The organism is Sphingomonas sp. AC435, assembly GCF_979253005.1.
Window position 1 is genome coordinate 33,213 of sequence record NZ_CEEDCJ010000013.1, and the last position, 21,008, is coordinate 54,220.

Consider the following 21,008-nt stretch of genomic DNA (forward strand, 5'->3'; position numbering starts at 1 on the left):
AACCGGCCGATGGCCACCGCACCCGAGACCGGCATCGGCGACGATCGCCTCATCGACCAAGACATCCTGGCGGCGATGCGATCAGTTTTGGGCACGCCCGACCGGATGATTCCCCTCCACGAGCCCGAATTCACTGGGCACGAATGGGCGTATGTGAAGGAATGCATCGATACCGGCTGGGTATCGTCGGTGGGATCCTACGTCGACCGTGTCGAGGCCGATCTGGCGGCATTTACCGGCGTCGCGCATGCCGTAGCCACGATGAACGGCACGGCCGCGCTGCACATCTGCGCGTTGCTGGCCGGCGTGGAACCGGGTGACGAAGTGCTGATGCCCACGCTCACCTTCATCGCGACTGCCAATGCCGTCTCCTACAGCGGCGCGACCCCGCATTTCGTGGATTCGGAAGCGCGGACGCTGGGCGTGGATGCCGATCGGCTGGAATCACATCTGACGGCGAATGCCCAATACGTCGACGGGCGTTGCGTCAATCGCCACACCGGCGCGACGATCCGTGCGTTGATTGTGATGCACGCATTCGGTCATCCCGCCGATTTGGATGCGCTGGTGGCATTGTGCAATCGGTGGGGCATCATCCTGATCGAGGATGCGGCGGAATCGCTGGGGTCCTTCTACCACGGCCGGCATACCGGCAATGCTGGCCGGATCGCTGCCCTGAGCTTCAACGGTAACAAGGTGATGACCACCGGCGGAGGTGGCGCGATCCTGACCAACGACGCCGTGCTCGCTCGCCGTGCCAAGCATCTGACGACTACGGCGCGGGTTCCGCATCGCTGGAACTTCGTCCATGACGAGGTCGGCTACAATTACCGCCTGCCTAATCTCAATGCCGCGCTTGGTTGCGCCCAGCTCGAACAGGTGCCTGGAATGCTCGCGCGCAAGCGTGTGCTCGCCAACCGCTATGCCGCGGCGTTCGCCGATGTGCCGGGAATTCGATTTTTGACCGAACCGGACGGTTGCCGCAGCAATTACTGGCTCAACACCATCGTGCTGGACCCGGCCTGTGCCGGAAGTCACGAAACCGTTCTGGAGACGCTGAACGACGCCAATTACATGTCGCGCCCGGTATGGACGTTGATGCACCGGCTGCCGATGTACGCCGCCTGTCCGCGCGCCGACCTGGGAACAGCTGAGCAACTGGCATCCCTCGTCATCAATATCCCCAGTAGCCCCCGGCTTGCGGATCAGGTGCTGCAGCCTTCGTGACTATCTTCGCGCTGATCCCTGTCCGCGGCGGTTCCAAGGGAATTCCGCGCAAGAACATCCGTCCGATCGCCGGCAAGCCGTTGATCGTGTGGACGATCGAGGCGGCGCGCGCAGCGCACGGCATCGATGCCGTAGTGGTAAGCACCGAGGATGAGGAGATCGCCGACGTGGCGAGGGCGGCGGGGGCGCAGGTGCCTTGGCTACGCCCGGCCGAACTGGCGGCGGATGAAACGCCCGGAATCGACCCGGTCCTTCATGCGCTGGGGTTGTTGCCCCAACATGACGCGGTGATTCTTCTGCAGGCGACGTCGCCCTTGCGCGGGGCGCGGGACATCGACGGTGTGCTGGCATTGGCCGCACAGGCGGGACCGCCGTCGATCGTATCGGTCTGCGAACCGGAGGATCATCCCGCCTGGATGTATCGGATGGATGCCGACGGACGACTGGACCGGGCTTTCGATAGTGTGGAGGGGGCGCGTCGGCAGGATCTGCCGCCAATCTACACGCTCAACGGCGCAATCTATTATGCGCGTGCCGACTGGCTCTTGGAACAGCGCAGCTTCGTGGGGCCGGGGACGCTGGGCTATTCGATGTCGGCCGAGGACTCGATCGACATCGACGGCCCGCTCGACTGGAAGCTCGCAGAACTGCTGCTGGAGGAGCGGCGGTGAGCATGCCGCTGTTTATCCTGGGAACCGCGGGACACGCGCGCGATGTTGCCGGGATCGCGGAAGCGTTAGGGTGGCGGCCGGTGTTCGTGACCCGCGATCCGGTCGAACGAGACACGTGGACCGGCACGGACGAGATCGCGCTGGAAGCCGACGTGCGCGACCGAGCGGATGCCGATTTCGCGATGGGCATCGGCGATAATGCCGCCCGCATGCGCACCGCGACGGCATTCGACGGGCGACGTTTTCCAGCCCTGATCCACCCCGACACCAGTTTCGGGCGCGGCCAGCGACCGGTTCTGGAAGCTGCGCGCGGAACCGTCGTGTTCGCCGGCGTCCGGTTCACTGGCAACATCCGCGTCGGCATTTTCTGCACGTTCAATCTCAACGCGACCGTATCGCACGATTGCGAGATCGGCGACTTCGTCAATCTGTCCCCCGGGGCCAGTGTTGCCGGCAACGTGCGCATCGGGCAAGGCGGGTGGATCGGCATCGGGGCGTCGATCAATCAGGGCAACGACAGCCGCAAGTTAGAGATCGGCATCAACACAGTGATTGGGTCTGGTGCCGTCGTCCTAAGGGACTGCGCGTCTGACTCCGTCTATGTTGGCGTGCCAGCAAGGAAAGTTCGATGAAAACGCTCATCATCGCCGAGGCCGGTGTGAACCATGACGGCAACCTCGATCGTGCCCGCGCACTGGTTCGCGCTGCCGCTGCGGCGGGGGCGGATATGGTGAAATTCCAGACCTTTACCGCGAACAAGATCGCGGCAGCGCATGCCGCCAAGGCGGAGTATCAACAGGCGGCGACCGATGCGACCGAAAGCCAGCGCGACATGATCGCCCGGTTAGAGCTTTCGCGCGCTGATCACGATGCACTGGTGGAGGAATGCGCGGCCGCGGGCATCCGCTTCTTTTCCACCGGTTTCGACGAGGAGAGTCTGGACATGCTCGTCGACGAGATCGGGATCGACCGGATCAAGGTTCCTTCGGGAGAGATTACGAATCTTCCGCTGCTGCGCCACGTCGCATCGAAGCGATTGCCGGTGATCGTGTCCACGGGCATGTCGTCGCTGGGCGACATCGAACAGGCACTCGACGTTCTGGAAGCGGGCGGGATCACGCGCGACCGCATCACCGTGCTTCATTGCAACACGCAATATCCGACGCCGGTGCAGGACGTGAATCTGAAGGCGATGACTACGATTGGCGCAGCGTTCGGCGTGGCTGTGGGTTATTCCGACCATACGCTGGGTATCGAAATACCTATCGCGGCCGTGGCGTTGGGTGCGACCGTGATCGAGAAGCACTTCACCCTCGACCGCACGCTGCCCGGTCCCGACCACCGCGCCAGCTTGGAACCCGACCAACTAGCAGCAATGGTGCGTGCGATCCGTAACGTGGAAGCGGCACTAGCAGGGGACGGCATCAAGCGCCCCAGCTCAAGCGAAATCGGGAACCGCGCGATCGCGCGCAAGTCGCTGGTCGCCGCGACGCGGATCCGTGCAGGCGAGCGCTTCACCGCGACCAATCTGGCGGTTAAGCGGCCCGGCACGGGCGTGTCGCCGATGCGTTGGGATGAGGCGATCGGCCGTGCGGCGCTGCGCGATTTTGAGCCCGACGAACTGATCGTCCTGTGACCCGGCGGATCTGCATCGTCAGCGGCACGCGCGCCGAATACGGGCTGCTGCGTGGCGTAATCGCGGGCGTGCGCGCCGCGCCGGAGCTGACGCTGCACCTGATCGTCACGGGCACGCACTTGTCACCCGATTTCGGCATGACCATTGCTGAGATCGAGGACGACGGCGTGCCGATCGATGATCGCGTGGAGATCCTGCTGAGTTCGGACAGCCCGGCCGGCGTCAGCAAGGCAATCGGCCTGGCGATGATCGGCTTCGCGGATGTCTTCGCACGGACACGTCCCGACATCTTGGTCGTGTTGGGCGATCGTTTCGAGGTTTTTGCCGCGGCCGCGGCGGCATTGGTCGCGAGCATCCCAATCGCGCATCTCCACGGCGGGGAGAGTACGGAGGGCGCGATCGACGAGGCGTTCCGTCATTCGGTGACGAAGATGGCGCATCTCCATTTCGTCGCCGCTGCGGCGTATCGGGATCGGGTGATCCAGCTGGGGGAAGCACCCGAGCGCATTTTCCTGGTGGGCGGGCTCGGCATCGATGCGATGCGGTCGCTGCCATTACTCGACCGCGACGACCTTGCGGACAGCCTGAATTTCGACCTCGGCGAGGAGTTCCTGCTGGTCACCTTCCATCCCCCGACGGTGGGGAACGGGCCGGATGGGCAGGCCGAAGCGCAGATGCAGGCGATGCTCGACGCGCTGGCCGGGCTCGATCCGGCGATACGATTGGTGTTTACCATGCCGAACGCCGATGCCGGGGGACGCGCGATCGCAGCCCGGCTAACGCGGTTCGTCGCCGATCACGCGAACGCGCGGGTTTATGGATCGCTGGGGCAGCTGCGCTACCTGTCGGCGTTGCGGCACTGTGCGGGGGTCGTCGGCAACTCGTCCAGCGGGCTTATCGAGGCGCCGGGGTTCGGCGTCGGAACAGTGAACATCGGCGATCGCCAGACCGGCCGGCTGAAGGCTGCCAGCGTGATCGATTGCGCGCCGCGGCGGGAAGCCATCGCTGCGGCGCTGGAACGGCTGCGCTCGCCCGCGTTCCGGCAATCTCTTGACGATATGACCAACCCTTATGGCGAGGGCGGCGCAACGGAGCGCGTCGTCGACGTGTTGCGGGATCACCCGCTGGACGGCTTGCTCATGAAGCGGTTCCACGACATGGCGCTCCCGCGTGCCGCCGGATCGGCGATGGAGAGTTAGGGCTTATGGTTGGGGAGCTATGGCGCACGACGCTGCTGCATCGGTCGGCGACCGTGCAGGCGGCAATCGAATGCCTCGACCGTTCGGGTCTCCAGATCGTCATGGTCGTCGATCATGACGAACGCATGCTAGGAACGATCACCGACGGCGACATCCGGCGCGGGCTGTTGCGCGGGCTTGAACTGGCCAGTCCCATCGATTCGATCGTCCATCGCGACCCGCTGGTGATACCGCCGCAGCTGGGCCGCGACAACGTGCTCCAATTGATGCAGGCCAACCGCATCCATCAGCTGCCCGTGACCGACGCGGATCGCCGGGTGGTGGGATTGCAGGTGTGGGATCTGCTGCAGGCCAGCGAGGCTAGACCCAATACCGTCGTCATCATGGCGGGCGGCAAGGGAATGCGCCTGCGCCCCCACACCGAAAACTGCCCCAAGCCGCTGTTGCCGGTGGGCGGAAAGCCGATCCTCGAACACATCATCGAGCGGGCACGGGACGACGGGTTCGAACATTTCGTCCTGGCAATCCATTACCTCGGCCATATGATCGAGGAATATTTCGGCGACGGCAGTCGCTGGGGCGTGTCTATTACCTATCTGCGCGAGGAACAGCCGCTGGGCACGGGAGGCGCGCTCAGCCTTCTCGCGCCCCACCCTTCGACGCCGCTGCTGGTCACCAACGGCGACGTGCTGGCCGACATCCGTTACGGCGAGGTGCTCGATTTCCACCTGCGCCACACCGCCGCGGCGACGATGGCCGTGCGCAGCCATGAATGGCAGCATCCGTTCGGCGTCGTGGAGACCCAGGGAGTGGACATCGTCAGCTTCAAGGAGAAACCAGTCTACCGCAGCCATGTGAACGCCGGTATCTACATCATCGAACCGCACGCGCTGACCTTGCTGAACGAAGGCGAGCATTGCGACATGCCCACCCTATTCGAGCGCCTTCAGGCGGGTTCTGAACGTATCATCGTTTATCCCATGCACGAGCCGTGGCTTGATGTCGGCCGCCCGGCCGATCTCGAACAGGCCCGCATTACCCACGCCTAAGCATATCTTGGAAATCCTCATGAACAAGCGCGATGTCATTACCCAGTATAACCTGCCGTCGGAGGTACGCTTCTGTCGCAAGTGTACGATGTCTAACCAACGTCCTCGCATCCAATTTGATGACGAGGGCGTGTGTTCGGCGTGCCGCTTCAACGAGGAGAAGCGGAGCTTCGACTGGGATCTGCGTGAGCGTGAACTGATCGAGTTGTGCAATCGCCATCGCAAGAACAACGGTGACTATGACGTCATCGTGCCGTGCAGTGGCGGAAAGGACGGCAGTTTTGTCGCGCACCAGCTGAAATATAAATACGGTATGAATCCGTTGACGGTCACATGGGCGCCCTTAAAAGCTACGGAGATTGGGCGGCGCAATCTAGACGCGTTCATTCGCGCCGGCTTCGACAACATCCTGGGCACGCCAAACGGCATCGTCACCCGACGCCTTACGCGCCTCGCCACCCAGCATCTGGGCGATCCGTTCCAGCCGTTCATCTACGGCCAGACCAACTTTCCGCTCCACATGGCGGTGAAATACGACGTCTCGCTCATCATGTATGGCGAAAACGGGGAAGTCGAATATGGCGGCGACATGAAGAATGCGCACCGTCCGGACCGCGACATAGCCGATCATGACAAGCATTACTTCTCTGGTCTTCCTCCTGAGTTCTGGGAAGAGCATGGCGTGACCGCGGCCGAGTTAAAGCCGTTCATGGCGCCGCCATATGAAAAGATTGTACAGAATAGTACAGAAATACACTTTTTTGGTTACTATAAGTTCTGGGATCCTCAAGAAAACTATTATTATTGTCGGGAACACACCGGATTTACGACTAACCCCGATCGTTCGGAGGGCACGTATTCTAAATATGCCAGTCTCGACGATCGTATCGACGGGTATCATTACTATCTGGGATTCGTGAAATTTGGGGTTGGCCGGACTACGGCAGACGCCGCTCATGAAATACGCGATGGCAAGATCACTCGCGAAGAAGGAATGGCACTTGTACGACGGTATGATGGTGAGTTTCCCCAGAAATATTATGCCGAGTTCCTTGAATATTGTGGAATAACAGATGAAGAGTTTCAGGAGGTCGTCGATAGTTGGCGCTCCGATCACCTGTGGCGCAAGACTAGCAATGGCTGGGAATTGAAGCACGCCGTCTGGCACGAGGCTGACCGGCCGTGAGATCTTTGATGGGCCGTGTCCGTCTGATTCCGCGGCTGGATATTAAAGGACCAAACCTTATCAAGGGCGTGCACCTTGAAGGGCTTCGGGTATTGGGAAACCCGCGGGACTTCGCGCGGCGTTATTACGCGGCGGGTGCCGACGAACTGATCTATGTGGATGTCGTGGCCAGCCTTTACGGGCGCAATAGCCTGCATGATATCATCCGCAACGCTGCCGACGACGTCTTCATTCCGCTGACGGTTGCCGGTGGACTCCGGTCGGTCGAGGACGTCCGTGGTGTTCTGCTCGCAGGGGCCGACAAGGTGGGAATCAACACCGCGGCTACGAAGCGACCGGAACTGGTGCGCGAGGTTTCCGAAACATTCGGGTCGCAATGCATGGTGTTGTCGATCGAGGCGAAGCAGATCGGTGTGGGCAAATGGGAGGCCTATACGGACAACGGCCGCGAGCGTACCGGGCTGGACGTCGTCGAATGGGCGGCGCGAGGCGTGTCGATGGGGGCAGGTGAAATCCTGCTTACGTCAGTCGACCGCGAGGGAACCCGTGGGGGCTACGATCTTGAATTGATCGCCGCAGTGTCGGCCGTGATCGGCCCGGTGCCCCTAATCGCTTCGGGCGGCATGGGGTCGACCGCAGATATGATCGCCGCCTTCGAACAGGGTGCCGATGCCGCAGCAATGGCAGATATCCTCCATTATGATCGTATGGCGTTCCCCGCGATCCGCGATGCCGCCCTCGATGCTGGCTATGCGGTTCGCAGCATGTTCAGGACGGCAGCGTGACCAAGGTCGTTCACATCGTCGATTACGGTGTCGGCAACCTCTACAGTGTCGCTCGGGCAGTGGAGAAGGCGGGCGGGGTAGCCCGTCTTTGTAGCGATGTGGACGAGATCGCGTCGGCTGATCGCCTGCTGCTTCCCGGCGTTGGAGCCTATGCGTCGTGCGCCGATACCTTGCGATCGCACGGCCTAGTGGAGCCGATACTCGCCTTTGTCGAACGGGACCGGCCGTTCTTGGCCATCTGCGTCGGCATGCAGTTACTGTTCGACTACAGCCTGGAATTCGGCCGACACGCGGGACTGGGCTTGATTACCGGCCATGTCGAACGCATTCCAGCCAGTGACGACGGCGGGTCACGCAAGGTGCCGCACGTCGGCTGGAGCACGCTACATGTGCCGGTCACCCGATCCGGGTGGGAATCCACGCTGCTGGAGGGGGTCGCCCCTGCCCATAGTGCGGCCTATTTTGTCCATTCCTACAATTGTATTCCTGATGATCCCTCATTGTGTCTTGCCGACACAGACTATGACGGGTTCAAGGTCACTGCAGCAGTGGTTAAGAACAATATCACAGGCTTTCAATGTCATCCTGAAAAGAGCGGCGAGTTAGGACTTAAGATAGTGGGTAATTTCCTGAATATGTAACGACGTATGAATTTGAATATTGTACGCTACTGCGTATCGGGACAGGTATGACGCAGGTAAACATCAACGATTTTACGGATAGACTTCATCGGCTCGAACGCGACCTAGGTTTGTTCGACGACGCCGTCGATGCCCAATTCTGGTGGGATACGGTCCGTTTCGAAACATGCACCTTCATCTTCGATTGCCTGGTGTCCTCGTCATCAAACGTATGTCCGGCCCCAGCCCGCAGTCGCCTGCTCGGGCCGTTGCGCCGCACGATCCAGAGGCACCTGTTGTTCGCCAAGATGGCGATTGCGCCGAGACAATTGCTGGTGCTCCGGGCGCCACGGAGCATCGTCGCGGGGCAGATGCACGATCTGGCGATCGACCCCATTGTCGATCTTTTTCCCGCGCACGCGCGGATCATTGATACCCTACCGCGGCGGTATCACCTCCCCGATCCCGACGCAGGCAGATGGCCGGGAAAGGTGCCGGCGTCGCTGTCCAGCATCGTCCCGGCATTGCTGGAGGAATTCGCCATTGACAGGCGCCATGCCGACTATCTGAGCGATCTGATCCGGCGCTTGCGCAGTACGTACGAGGGCCAGGTCGCCGGCTATCACGACCTGTTCGACAAAGCTCGTCCAGCGGCAGTACTTCTGGTCCAGAACGGTATCGAGAAAGCGCTTTTTCACGTCGCGAAGGTGCGGGGCGTGCCGACCGTCGAGGTGCAGCACGGCCTGATCGGCCATGGTCATCTAGGATACTCCTATGCGCGCGGGGTCGATTATAGCAAGCAGACGGGATTTCCGGACATGTTCCTGACGTTCTCCCATTTCTGGCAGGAAAGTGGTTTCTATCCGGCGGTAAGACAGGAAGTCGTGGGGACCGACCATTTTGCCGCCGACCTTGGCCCGGTTCGCGATCCAATCAGCACGATCATGGTCGTCAGTGCTAATGTCTATCACGACGACCTTAAGGAGGTGACGCGTGAACTTGCTGCGCGGCTGCCGAACCGCCACTTTATCTACAAACTTCATCCGAACCAGAACTCGGCCGAAGCGGATATACGAGCTGGATTCGCCGATATGCCTAATGTCGATGTCGGGAGTGCGCTGATACCCGCCTCCAGAATGATGGAAGACGTCTCTCACCTGTTCACAATCCAAAGCACGGTGGTGTATGAGGCCTTGCAGAACGGTCGCAGGATATGCATTTTTCCGCGCCACGATTATCATATTCACTCCGACATCTTCGAACTACCGGAAGTGTCCGTTTTAGATACTGTTTCGGAAATCGCGGCTGCGCTCGAAATACCCTGTGTCGACACCGTGCGACCTATGTTCTTCGAGCCGTTCGACCCGGCGCAGGCGCATGGCCTCTTGGCGGATTTGCTCGACCGGCCGCGCGAGCCTGCATGAGCATGAAGCTCGGGAAGAACTTCGTCGTCTACCTGTCGTCCAGCGTTGTCTCGGGGGCGATGCCGCTCGCGCTGATGCCGTTCCTGACGCACAAATTGGCACCTGTCGAATATGGCATCATGGTCACGGTCACCACACTGGTCGCGCTGATCGGGCCGATCGTAACGTGGGCAACGACGGCCTATGTCGGCGTGCAATATTTCAAGACCGATGCGCGCGAGTTTCCGGCGCTGCTATCGTCGACCTTGCTGATCCCCGCGATCAATACCGCGTTGTTGTTGATCGTCTTCGCGCTGTTCGGGGGGCGGCTGTCGGCTTGGCTGGGCGTACCGCCGGGTTGGAACGTCGCCATTCCGCTGATGGCCGCCGCCTCGCTCCTGCCGCAGATCGCCCAGACGATCCTGGCGATGCGCGATCGTGCGATCGGCTTTGCGGCGTATGAGATCACAGGCGCGCTGATCGGGTTCGCCGGGACGGTCGTGCTGGTGATCTTCTTGGGCTTTGGTTGGGAAGGGCGCCTGATCGCGGCCGCGCTGGCCAGCACGATGCTGTCCGTTGCCGCCATCGTCTGGTTCGTCAGGCAGGGATTGCTCGTGAGGCAGTTTGTATCCGGCGAATTCTTGGGGGCGTTGCGCTTCGGTGCCGGGGGGGTGACGCACGATCTGGCGAACCAGCTGCTGCGGCTGGGCGACCGGTTGCTGATCGTCGCGGTGTTGGGGCAGATCGCCGTCGGCACCTATGCCGTCGCGGTGCAATGGTCGAGCATCATGCTGACCGTGCTAACCGCCTTCAACCGTGCATGGGTGCCGTTCCTGTTTTCGACTCTCGCGGGCGCCGCACCGGGGTGGGCCGACCGCCTCGTCAGGCAGACCTATATGGTGTGGGGCGGGCTGGCGGTATTCTTCGTCGGCTTCGTCGTTGCGACGCCGATCGGCTATCATCTGCTAGTCGACCAACGGTACCATAGTTCCATGACGGCAGTATTCTGGCTCGCGACCGGGTTTTTCTTCAACGGCATCTATCTCACATTCGTGGATTATATCTTCTATTTGAAGAAAACTTACATCCTAGCCGTTATCACGTCGTTCAACCTAGTCATGAACATGGGACTGGCTTATTTCTTGATCCGTATCTACGGCGCCAACGGCGCGGCGATGGCATTCGCGATCACGGCGGCCATCGTCATGTGCCTTACCTTCGTCATCAGTTACAGGCTTCATCCGATGCCTTGGCTGTCCAGGTTTCGGACGAGGGGAGACGCCCGATGAAGTACGTTCGCGCGCTGCGTCGTCTTGCCGGCATGACGCCGTCGCGGCGCCGGCAATGGCTGGCGCTGAAGCGCGACCGGCTGGTCACCGCGACGCTGCATGCATCCCGATTGCGTCGTTGCGGCCGCAGTGCGATCGTTCAGAAACCCTTGTTCTGGACGCCGGAATTCATCGAGCTTGGCGACGGCGTCCTGATCTGGCGCGACTGCCGGATCGAGGCCATCGATGAATATGGCGGGGTGCGCTACGATCCGCTGATCCGGCTGGAGAGTGGCGTCAGCTTCCAGCAATCCTGCCATGTGGTGGTTGCAAGCGAACTCGTCATCGGAGCCGGAACGACGATCAGTTCCACCGTCTTCATCACCGATTCCGACCATGGCCATGAGGCCGTCGGCGTGAATGTCCTGCAACAGCCGCTGCTGGTTCGACAGACCTTTATCGGGTGCAGCTGTTTCATAGGAACCGGTGCCCGTATTCTTGCCGGTACGCGTTTGGGAGATCATTGCATCGTGGCTGCCAACGCGGTGGTTCGCGGGACTTTTCCCGATCATTGCGTCATTGCAGGGATACCGGCACGGATCGTGAAGCGCTTCGACGCTGCGTCGGGCAAATGGCGCAAAACAAATTCGGAAGGCCAATTTCTCTGATGACCTCGCACGCTATTCTCATCACCGGCGGTGCCGGGTTCATCGGTTCGCGGCTTGCCCGCGTGCTGGTCGGCAAGGGGCATCGGGTCACCGTCCTCGACAACCTCTCGCCGCAGATCCACGGCGAGACGCCGAATCTGTCGGTCCTGCCGCCGGAAGTGCGGATGTTGCGCGGCGACGTGCGCTCGACCGAGGATCTGGCGCAGGCGCTCGACGGGCAGACCGCGGTCGTGCATCTTGCCGCTGAAACCGGGACGGGGCAGTCGATGTACGAGATCGACCGCTACAGCCAGGTCAACGTTGGTGGTACCGCGAAACTGCTCGACCTACTCGCCAACAAACCGCACCGGGTCGAACGGCTGGTCGTGGCATCGTCGCGCGCGATCTACGGGGAGGGCCGTCACCGCTGTACGGAGCACGGCACCGTCTATCCCGGCGCGCGTGCCGAAGCCGACATGGCGAACGGCGACTTCCGCGTGAAGTGCCCCTTTTGCGCGCAACCCACCGAATGTCTGTCGACCGACGAGGCCAGTCGCATCCACCCCTCCTCGGTCTATGGCATCACCAAGCAGGTGCAGGAACAGCTCGTGCTGACGGTCGGCAAGAGCCTGGGCCTCCACGCGGTCGCACTGCGCTACCAGAACGTCTACGGACCGGGCCAGTCGCTGCAAAATCCTTACACCGGCATCCTGTCGATCTTCTCGACGAGGCTGCGCAACGGGCACGGGTTGTCGGTGTTCGAGGACGGGCGAGAGAGCCGCGACTTCGTCTATATTGACGATGTCGTCGCCGCGACCGTGCTGGCGCTCGATGCGCCCGGCGCTGCGGGGCTGGCGGTGAACGTCGGCAGCGGCGTGCGCACCGATGTCGAGACCGTGGCGCATACCATCAAGCGCCTGCTGGACGCACCCGGCGGGATCGAGATCACCGGTAATTTCCGGATCGGCGACATCCGCGACAATTACGCCGACATGACGCTTGCCCGCGATACGCTGGAATATCGACCGGCGGTGGATTTTGAGACCGGCATCGCACGGTTCGTTGACTGGGTGCGCGGGCAGGACACTGCCGTCGATGGTTTCTCCCGCTCGATCGAGGAATTGCGCACCAGGGGCCTGTACCGGTGAAGCCGCTGTCGGGCCGCAAGGTCCTGCTGATCGGTATTGGTTTCTATGATTATGAGGCGGCGATCGCCTCCGAATTCCGCGCGCTGGGGGCAGAGGTGTGGGTCGAGAACGAACAGCCGGCCGAACTGCGCGGGCCGCTTGCGCCGTTGCGTCGTCGCCTGTCCTCCGACCTGCAGCCCGCATTGCGTCGTCACCACGCCGCGATGCTGGCGCGGATACGATCGATCGGCCGCCTCGATCATGTCGTGGTTATCAAGGGCACCCTGCTGGACGAGGCGTTCCTGCGCGACCTGCGCGATGCGCAACCGCACGCCTGCCTTACCGCCTATCACTGGGATTCGATGGCGCGCTTTCCGGATCTGCTTCGCCGACAGGCGCTGTTCGACCGGGTGCTGACCTTCGACCATGCCGACGCTGCGCGCGAACCGCGCTTCATCCTGAGGCCGCTGTTCTATCGCCCCGAACTGGCTCGCGACGGCCCGTCCGTCACGACGATCGACCTGTGCTTCGTCGGCTGGCTGCATCACGACCGGCTGCGTCAGGTGGAGGTCATCCGCGAGCGGGCACACGCGCTCGGCCTATCCACGTTTTTCTATCTTTCCACCGGCGGCTGGACCAGTCTGAAGCTTCGACTAGGGGGCAGGGGGCAGGGCGTGTGGTCGCATCCGCAGGCATTCGCCGATTATGTCGACAAGACGCTGTCGTCGCGCGCCATCCTGGACTTGCCGCATCCCGGCCAGACGGGAATGACGATGCGCGCGATCGAGGCGGTGGGGGCGAACCGCAAGCTGGTCACGACGGCGACGGATGTGCGGCGATATGATTTCTATCATCCGCAGAACGTCCATGTTCTCGACCCGTCCACGCTTCACATCGACCCGGCGTTCCTGACGGCACCCCAGGTCGCGCTCCCGCCCGACATGATGGAGCGGTACAGCCTCCGCGGCTGGGCGCTCGACGTGCTCGGTATCACCGAACCGGCCGACGTCCTGCACACTGCCGGCCTCTCTTCCGGAGCGATCGACGATGGACGGAGCGAGTGACGTGACATCTCGCGCAGGAGAGCTGTCGCCGCTTCCGGTATCTGTTATCAAATCGCGCGCGTCAGCGGACGCGCCACGGACCATGGACCAGCAGATGCCGACCAGATTCGAAGCTCTCGATTGGCTCCGAGGCCTCATGGCCCTGTCTATACTCTTCTTTCACTTGGGCGCGTTTGGTTATCTCGGCGGATCTCAGGATGCGTCGACCACACTGGGAAGGTTAGGGATTTACGGCGTATCAGTATTCTTCATCCTCTCCGGACTGAGCATGTCAATCGGGTACGACCGATATTTGACCGACATGCGGAGCCGGGTAGATTTCTTCGTCCGCCGTATCTTTAGAATCTGGCCGTTATTGTGGCTGTCGGTCATCTGTGTCGCAATCCCCGCGTCTATTGCCGGAAAGGGGTTCAGCCTGAAGCTGATCGCCGCAAATATAACGACGCTTTTCGGCTTCATCATGCCGCATGCCTATATAAACATGGGGGCATGGTCGATCGGGAACGAAATGGTGTATTATGCCCTTACCCCATTTTTTATTCTCGCCTATCAACGTAGCCTGTGGATTGGCAACGCAATTACCATGGCAACCGTCATAATTGGTGGATTGTTTGCCTTTGTTATTTTGACACCATCACAGACGCTTGAGGTGCAATGGCGAAATTACATAAATCCGTTTAATAATATGTTTTTATATTGTTCAGGTATCGCTTTATACTATAACTTTGGTAATATTGTTGTTTACAATTGGTCAAAGATACCTGTCATTACTATAACAACATTCCTATTTCTGATGTATCCCGCAACTGGGGACCAGATTACTATTGTTACGGGCGTACATCGCGTTTCGTTGTCGGTGCTATCCATTGCCGTGGTGCTGGCATTCTATAAGTTCGCGCCGCGCCTGCCGTTGATCATGAGCAAGCCATTGGAGCAACTGGGGATCGCCACCTACGGCGTGTATCTTCTCCATCCAATCGTCGTTACTTGGCTGCAAAAGGGTTTCGATGCGGCTGCGATCGAGAACCCCGGCCTTTTCGTTGTTTTGGTCGTGGTCGGGACGATAGCGCTGGCGCTGGTAATCTTCCGATATGTCGAGGCGCCCATGATCCGGGTTGGTAGACGACTGACCCGGTCCGGCCGGACGCGTTCCGGGCCGGCCGAGGCGCCGATCTGAACCGGTCGCGGAGCAGCGCCGCGGCGGACGGCTGCCCATCCGCCGTTGCGGGCGAGCGATAAGCCCGCTCTTTTCGCATCTTCGAAGACAGCCTACGGAGTGCGGCGATCTCCAGGCCCGCCGGGCTCAAAGGGACCATGCATGATCCGGTTGATGTCGTTCGTGGCGATCGCGTTGATCGTCGATATTGTTTTCCTCGGCCCACTCGGGCTCCGCGCCTACGGTATCCCGTTGCGCAGGGTGTTGATCGCGCTGCTCGTCATCATGTCGATCGTGCCAACCGTCGTGCAGCGGCCTGCCGTGACGTGGCAGGTGATGCTGTTCCTGGGCGTCGCGCTGTTCCTGGTCGTCTGGGGCGGCATCGTGCCGCAGGCCACCGGCGTCCAGCTGAAGATGACGCTGGCCGAAGTGCAGCCGATCGTCGCACTGCTGCTCGTCCTGCCTTTCTATCACCTGTTCCGCCACGACGGGGCGGCGTTCTACATGACGATCATCAAGTGGTGCATCGTTGTCATGGCGACGATCGTCATCCTGGTGTGGTTCGCGTCGAACGTCTTTGGAAACGTGGGTGTCGGGCTGGCGATGCGCAGTTTTTACATCTCGATGAACGACACTGATCTGGGCGTTTATATCGGCCCTCTGGACGATGGGTCGTTCCGGGTCATGCTCATCAACTTCATCATGTTCCCGCTGATGCTGTGCTACCATAATTGGGAGGAAACCGATTTTCGTTGGTCCGCCTTCTATGCGCTGGCGATTTTTGCCACCGGGACGCGGGCCTTCCTGGGCGTATGGGCATTGATCGTCGGGATCTCGATGCTGCGCAAGCGGCCGATGCTGGCCGTGCCGCTGCTGGTAATCGTCATCGGGGTGGCCTTTACCTACATGGGCAGCATGCAGCGGCTGCGAGTGTTCGAGGTCGGCAGCGAGCTCAGCGCCACCTCCGCGCGCTACCTTCAGTATTTCTCGCTGATGCAGTTGTTCTGGCAATATCCAGTGTTCGGTGCGGGGTTGGGGGCGAATGCGGTGGTGATCCGCTCGGTCGATGCTCCCTACAGCTACGAATTGACCTACGTCGCGCTGCTCGCGAAGCTAGGCGTCGTCGGTAGCGGGATCGTCGTCGCCGTCCTGCTGGCGTGGACGTCGCGCCTGATGCGGCGGAGCCGTAACTGGATGAGCATCCTCAGCCTAATCGCCGCGATCTTCCTGATGACGTCGACCAATCCCTACCTCATCAACCTGGTCGGGATGACGGTCATGGCGGTTATCGTCGCGCTGGGTGCGCAGGGCAGCGGTCGATCTCACAGTGGCGGCACAGCGCTGCCTGCGGGCGATACCCGGAGATGACAAAGGTACTGATTCTCCTCTCCACCTGGAACGGCGTGCGCTATCTGCCGGCGCAGATCGCGTCGCTATTGGCGCAGGAGCTGGACAGCAGTATCGAGATACTCGTGCGTGACGACGGTTCGTCCGACGGAACGGTCGATTACATCCGAAGCCTTGCTGATCCGCGAATACGCCTCGTGGAGGGAGCCAACCTAGGCGCGCGCGGTAGCTTCTTCGCGCTATTGCGTATGGCGCGGGAGGAGGATGCCGATTTCATCGCGCTGTGCGACCAGGACGATGTCTGGCGACCGGACAAGCTATCCCGGGCGACGGCGATGCTGGGAACCGACCGCCCCGGCCTCTATGCCTCCACGCTCGATCTGGTCGACGAGGACCTGCACCTCATCGGGACCTATGCGCATCCGGGCGACAGGTCGTTCACGGCGACGTTGCTGGGCAATTTTGTGACGGGGTGCACATGCGTCGTCAACCGGGCGTTCCTGCACCGCATCCCCTTTCCACGCGACGATGCGCAGGTGCTGATGCATGATTGGTGGCTCGCCAGCGTGGCGACGCTCGGCGAGCGCATCGTCTACGATCCTGCGTCGTCGATCCAGTATCGGCAGCATGCCACCAACCATGTCGGCATTCGTACCGGGGTGGGCAAGGTCGTCGACAAAGCGCGCAGCCTGATCCGCGCCGCGCCGCGAACGACGCGCTTCGATCATGCGCGCCAGTTCCTCGCCGCCGCCGGGGACCGGATGTCCGGCGCCCAGCACGATGTTCTGCGTGCGTTCCTGCGCACCGAACGATCGCGGGTACGGCGCCTTCGCTTTGTGCTTGCGCACCGCACCGGGATCGATGCGTCGCGCAAGCTGCTGTTCGTGCTGTTCGGATAACTGGTTCATGTCCTCTGCACGCCATCTCGAAACCGCCGATCCCGATTCCGATGCCGGCTGTACGATCTCCCTATCGGTAGTCAGCCATGGGCAGGGACGGCTGGTCGCCAGCCTGCTGGACGATCTGGCCGGGGCAGAATGGCATGGAGGATCGTCGTTCGAGGTAATCGTCACGATCAACATTCCCGAAGACGAGCAATGGTTGCCCGCGTCTCCGACGTTTCCAATGACCGTCCTCCGCAACGTGGATGCGAAGGGGTTCGGTGCCAATCACAATGCCGCGTTCAAAGTCGCACGTGGCGATTTCTTCGCCGTGGTCAATCCCGACATCCGGCTCGCCGATTTCCGGATGGCGGACCTCGTGGCGGCGCTGGCATCGCCCGACGCCGGGGTCTGTGGGCCGCTGGTGCTCGCGCCTGGCGGGACAATAGAGGACAGTGCGCGGCGGTTTCCATCCATCGCGCGGCTGATCGGGCGCCGGTTGTCGCGTAGCGGGGCCGGCGACCGGCCCGGCCCCGATTATCGCGCAGTGGCGACGGTGTTGCCGGTGGACTGGCTGGCAGGCATGTTCCTGCTGTTTCCTGCCACGGTCTATCGCGCGATCGGCGGGTTCGACGAACGGTTCTTCATGTACCTGGAAGACGTGGAGATATCGCGCCATCTCCGACGCCACGGACGGCGGTCGTTGTGGGTCGGTACGACCGCGGTAGTCCATGATGCTTCGCGCGCAAGCCGGCGGAGCCTGCGCCACATGCGCTATCACCTGACGAGCGTGGCGCGGTACTTCCTGGCCAGGCCACGTAACTGAGGATGCAGCGGGGATCGCCGCCTCACCGCGAGCCAAACCCCGTCAGCATGGTCTTGATCGTCCGTACCACGACGATCACGTCGATCCAGAGCGAGAAGTTCTTGATGTAATAGAAATCGAAATTCAGCTTCTCGCGGACTTCGTCCACGTTGGCAACATGGCCCTGATGAACCTGCGCCCAGCCGGTGATGCCGGGGCGGACGATGTGGCGATAGCGATAGAAGGGAATTTCGTGCTCGTACCAGCGCGAGAGGATCTCGGCCTCGGGGCGCGGTCCGATCCAGCTCATCTCGGCCCGCAGCACGTTGAGCAATTGGGGCAGTTCGTCGATCCGGCTGTGACGCAGGAACCGGCCGATGTTGGTCACCCGCTGGTCGTTGTCCTTCGTCATCGCCGCATCGCGCGCCGTCGGATCGTCGCCGCTGCGAACGCTGGTCATGGTGCGCAACTTGTATACCCGGAACGGCTTTCCCTGATAGCCGATGCGCGTCTGCCGGAAGATGACCGGGCCGGGAGAGTCCAGCCGTATCAGGATGCCCACTACGATCAGCAACGGCAGCAGCACGACAAGGATCACCAGGGCGGCGATCCAGTCGAGCGCATGTTTGACCGACATATAGGCGTATAGCGGGCTCAGCGTGCCAAAGTTGTTTTCCGAAAGCCGCTCGATCTCGACCTTCCCGGTCAATGATTCCCGCAAATGCTTGGAATGGTAGACCGGGATGCCCTGCAGCGCGAGCGAGGCCAGTTTTCTCTCCCATTCGTCGGATAGGTCGCACCACAGGTCCACGCTGACCGAATCCAAGTCGTCGAGCGGCGTGTCGGGAGTGTCCAACAAATGCCATTCCACCCCCGGTGTCTCCATCAGCCGGGTAAATTCGCCTTCCCGGACGATACCGATGCGATGCACCAGATGGCGGCGCAGGAGGGTGTGGATCGCGAACGACGCCGTCACGCTCACCACGAAGGCGCTGGTGAGAAGGAGGCGGCTGTACGGTATCCGGGCGAGGATCAGGATCAAGATCAATAACCCGTACGCCACGCAAAAAGCCGGCACGGCGTAGAACGATTCCTCAACACCAGGATAGTTCCTGACGCCCCGAAGAAAGTATATACCAAGTATCGACGCAATTGAACAACCAATTGCAGTGTAGATCAACGTTATCGGGCTATCGCGCATCGATGGAACCGCAACGGGAAGGCAGAAAAGAAGCAATATAATCGCGACGATCAAGGACATGAACTGCCAACGCGCCAAGAAAAAAGCTGACCTTCCCGCATTGCGGTTAGTCCGTAACGCATCCCTATACATCAAGGGCTTCATTGTTATACGCGGCCACAGGAATATTCAGATCCATGATCGACAAGCCTATATGATCGCGGTCACCGTTCGTAAATACCGTGACGGCGTACTTTCGCGTGCGCGGCGTCGTGTCCGGCATCGCGGGCCCCGGTCGGCACATTTACGGTTTCTCGCCATCGCATAATCGCCTAGAAGGCAGGCATGTCGCCGCGTCATCGCTCCGTTCGCCGCGCACGCCCTAGCCTTTCGTTTGGCCTGTTGTCGACGTTGATGGTCGTGCTCTGTCTTGCCGGGGGAGCGTCCCGGCCCGACGTCCTTGGCCAGTCGGTGGTTCGCGCCGCGGCCGCGCTGGCGCTTGTGACGACGTTCCTGCTGGCGCAACGTCCTGAAGACCAAATACCCCGCATAGTTCCGGCGCTGCTCGCGGCGATCGTGGCGCTGCCGTTGCTGCAACTCCTGCCGTTACCGCCCAGCGTATGGCAGGCGCTTCCGGGACGCGCGGTCTTTCAGCAGGCGGTGACGGGCGCACAGCCGTGGCGACCGATGTCGATCGAACCCGGCGCGACCGTGAATGCGGCCGGATCGCTGCTGATACCCGTGGCCGTCCTGGTTCTAGCCGCGGGGGTGCGCCGATCCGAATGGGAACGCGTGATCCTGCTAGTTCTGGCCATCGCGGGTATCTCCGCGGTGGTCGCCCTCATGCAGGTGTCCGGGAGCCCGGTTTCGGATCCGCTCGTCAACTATACCTCCGGCGCGGTTAGCGGCCTGTTCGCGAACCGCAACCATTTCGCACTTTTCCTGGCGCTGGGGTGTTTGATCGCGCCGGTATGGGCAGCGCAAAACACGGATCAGGCGTCATGGCGCATGCCGTCCGCAGCCGCCGTAATGATGTTCTTTTTTATGCTCATCCTGGCCAGCGGATCGCGCGCGGGTATCGCGACGGGCCTGCTGGGATCCGCAATTGGCGTGGCGATGACTTGGCGAGAGATCCGCCGCGCCTTGCGCTGGATGCCGAAATGGGGCGTCACGGCGCTGACGATCGGCGTGCCGGTGCTCGTCGTTGTCCTCGTCTGGCTCAGCATCGCCTCGGATCGCGCGCAATCCGTCGACCGAGCGATCGCGATGATCTCAAGCGAGGATATGCGGATGCGAGCATTTCCCGTCGTCACGCACATGATCGGTACGTATCTGCCGTTTGGTTCGGGCATGGGCAGCTTCGATGCAATCTTCCGGATGCATGAGCCGTTCGATCTCTTGAAGCCGACCTATTTCAATCACGCCCACAACGACGTTCTCGAAGTGGTGCTCGACGGCGGAATTCCGGCGCTGCTGCTGCTGGTCGCGGCGCTCGGCTGGTGGGCGTTTGCCAGTCTTCGCATCTGGCGCGCACCGTCGTCGATGCGGAACGTGCCGGGACGGCTGGGGTCCGCCATGCTGCTGTTGATTGTCGTCGCCAGCGTTTTCGATTATCCTGCCCGCACGCCGTTGATGATGGCGATGATCGCGCTGGCGGCGGTCTGGCTGGGCAAGAGCACGCGCGACGTCAACATCCGGGGCGGCTCCGCCACGGCGGCATAGGCTGCTTTACCCGGCAGGGGGCAGCATCTATAGCG

20 protein-coding genes are annotated in these 21,008 nt (G+C 61.5%); 19 read left to right on the plus strand and 1 reads right to left on the minus strand.

Features of this window, described 5'->3' with window-relative positions; all coding sequences use genetic code 11:
- Nucleotides 1-9: 9 nt before the first annotated feature.
- From AC0CH8_RS17620 to AC0CH8_RS17705, 18 genes are all read left to right on the plus strand, one after another.
- Nucleotides 10-1,227: a LegC family aminotransferase gene (locus AC0CH8_RS17620; protein WP_465240998.1), complete on the plus strand. Its 1,218-nt coding sequence runs from the start codon at nucleotides 10-12 to the stop codon at nucleotides 1,225-1,227.
- A complete protein-coding gene (locus AC0CH8_RS17625; protein WP_465240999.1) occupies nucleotides 1,224-1,898 on the plus strand; it encodes an acylneuraminate cytidylyltransferase family protein in 675 nt (224 codons plus the stop codon). The genes AC0CH8_RS17620 and AC0CH8_RS17625 overlap by 4 nt, the downstream gene beginning before the upstream one ends.
- A gap of 2 nt (nucleotides 1,899-1,900) precedes the next feature.
- Nucleotides 1,901-2,530 (plus strand): PglD-related sugar-binding protein, encoded by a 630-nt coding sequence (locus AC0CH8_RS17630; protein ID WP_465241022.1) that lies wholly within the window; start codon nucleotides 1,901-1,903, stop codon nucleotides 2,528-2,530.
- Nucleotides 2,527-3,534 carry an N-acetylneuraminate synthase gene (gene neuB / locus AC0CH8_RS17635; RefSeq protein ID WP_465241000.1) on the plus strand — a complete coding sequence of 336 codons (1,008 nt, stop codon included), beginning with the start codon at nucleotides 2,527-2,529 and terminating at the stop codon, nucleotides 3,532-3,534. The genes AC0CH8_RS17630 and neuB overlap by 4 nt, the downstream gene beginning before the upstream one ends.
- Complete coding sequence (gene neuC / locus AC0CH8_RS17640; protein ID WP_465241001.1) at nucleotides 3,531-4,733, plus strand: UDP-N-acetylglucosamine 2-epimerase; 1,203 nt, start codon at nucleotides 3,531-3,533, stop codon at nucleotides 4,731-4,733. The genes neuB and neuC overlap by 4 nt, the downstream gene beginning before the upstream one ends.
- A 5-nt stretch (nucleotides 4,734-4,738) precedes the next feature.
- Nucleotides 4,739-5,782 carry a nucleotidyltransferase family protein gene (locus AC0CH8_RS17645; protein ID WP_465241002.1) on the plus strand — a complete coding sequence of 348 codons (1,044 nt, stop codon included), beginning with the start codon at nucleotides 4,739-4,741 and terminating at the stop codon, nucleotides 5,780-5,782.
- 19 nt (nucleotides 5,783-5,801) lie between these two features.
- On the plus strand, nucleotides 5,802-6,968 hold the full coding sequence (locus tag AC0CH8_RS17650) for an N-acetyl sugar amidotransferase (protein WP_465241003.1): 1,167 nt from the start codon (nucleotides 5,802-5,804) through the stop codon (nucleotides 6,966-6,968).
- An 8-nt stretch (nucleotides 6,969-6,976) separates the two neighbouring features.
- Nucleotides 6,977-7,753, plus strand: coding sequence for an imidazole glycerol phosphate synthase subunit HisF (gene hisF / locus AC0CH8_RS17655; RefSeq protein ID WP_465241004.1), 777 nt, complete (start codon nucleotides 6,977-6,979; stop codon nucleotides 7,751-7,753).
- Nucleotides 7,750-8,394, plus strand: coding sequence for an imidazole glycerol phosphate synthase subunit HisH (gene hisH, locus AC0CH8_RS17660; RefSeq protein WP_465241005.1), 645 nt, complete (start codon nucleotides 7,750-7,752; stop codon nucleotides 8,392-8,394). Before hisF ends, hisH begins: the two co-directional genes overlap by 4 nt.
- Nucleotides 8,395-8,441: 47 nt before the next feature.
- Nucleotides 8,442-9,797 carry a hypothetical protein gene (locus AC0CH8_RS17665; protein ID WP_465241006.1) on the plus strand — a complete coding sequence of 452 codons (1,356 nt, stop codon included), beginning with the start codon at nucleotides 8,442-8,444 and terminating at the stop codon, nucleotides 9,795-9,797.
- Entirely contained in the window at nucleotides 9,794-11,065 is a 1,272-nt protein-coding gene (locus AC0CH8_RS17670) for a lipopolysaccharide biosynthesis protein (protein WP_465241007.1), read from the plus strand. Before AC0CH8_RS17665 ends, AC0CH8_RS17670 begins: the two co-directional genes overlap by 4 nt.
- Nucleotides 11,062-11,712 carry an acyltransferase gene (locus AC0CH8_RS17675; protein ID WP_465241008.1) on the plus strand — a complete coding sequence of 217 codons (651 nt, stop codon included), beginning with the start codon at nucleotides 11,062-11,064 and terminating at the stop codon, nucleotides 11,710-11,712. The genes AC0CH8_RS17670 and AC0CH8_RS17675 overlap by 4 nt, the downstream gene beginning before the upstream one ends.
- Entirely contained in the window at nucleotides 11,712-12,839 is a 1,128-nt protein-coding gene (locus AC0CH8_RS17680) for an NAD-dependent epimerase/dehydratase family protein (protein ID WP_465241009.1), read from the plus strand. Before AC0CH8_RS17675 ends, AC0CH8_RS17680 begins: the two co-directional genes overlap by 1 nt.
- Nucleotides 12,836-13,882: a WaaS/CpsH family glycosyltransferase gene (locus tag AC0CH8_RS17685; RefSeq protein ID WP_465241010.1), complete on the plus strand. Its 1,047-nt coding sequence runs from the start codon at nucleotides 12,836-12,838 to the stop codon at nucleotides 13,880-13,882. Before AC0CH8_RS17680 ends, AC0CH8_RS17685 begins: the two co-directional genes overlap by 4 nt.
- A gap of 94 nt (nucleotides 13,883-13,976) precedes the next feature.
- Entirely contained in the window at nucleotides 13,977-15,059 is a 1,083-nt protein-coding gene (locus AC0CH8_RS17690) for an acyltransferase family protein (RefSeq protein ID WP_465241011.1), read from the plus strand.
- A gap of 141 nt (nucleotides 15,060-15,200) precedes the next feature.
- A complete protein-coding gene (locus AC0CH8_RS17695; RefSeq protein WP_465241012.1) occupies nucleotides 15,201-16,406 on the plus strand; it encodes an O-antigen ligase family protein in 1,206 nt (401 codons plus the stop codon).
- Nucleotides 16,403-17,284: a glycosyltransferase family 2 protein gene (locus tag AC0CH8_RS17700; protein ID WP_465241013.1), complete on the plus strand. Its 882-nt coding sequence runs from the start codon at nucleotides 16,403-16,405 to the stop codon at nucleotides 17,282-17,284. The genes AC0CH8_RS17695 and AC0CH8_RS17700 overlap by 4 nt, the downstream gene beginning before the upstream one ends.
- Nucleotides 17,285-17,291: 7 nt before the next feature.
- Nucleotides 17,292-18,092, plus strand: coding sequence for a glycosyltransferase (locus tag AC0CH8_RS17705; protein ID WP_465241014.1), 801 nt, complete (start codon nucleotides 17,292-17,294; stop codon nucleotides 18,090-18,092).
- A gap of 22 nt (nucleotides 18,093-18,114) precedes the next feature.
- Here the strand turns inward: AC0CH8_RS17705 and AC0CH8_RS17710 are convergent, their stop codons facing one another.
- Complete coding sequence (locus tag AC0CH8_RS17710; RefSeq protein ID WP_465241015.1) at nucleotides 18,115-19,113, minus strand: sugar transferase; 999 nt, start codon at nucleotides 19,111-19,113, stop codon at nucleotides 18,115-18,117.
- A 540-nt stretch (nucleotides 19,114-19,653) separates the two neighbouring features.
- Between AC0CH8_RS17710 and AC0CH8_RS17715 the strand changes: the two genes are divergently transcribed.
- Complete coding sequence (locus tag AC0CH8_RS17715; protein ID WP_465241016.1) at nucleotides 19,654-20,973, plus strand: O-antigen ligase family protein; 1,320 nt, start codon at nucleotides 19,654-19,656, stop codon at nucleotides 20,971-20,973.
- Nucleotides 20,974-21,008 lie beyond the last annotated feature (35 nt).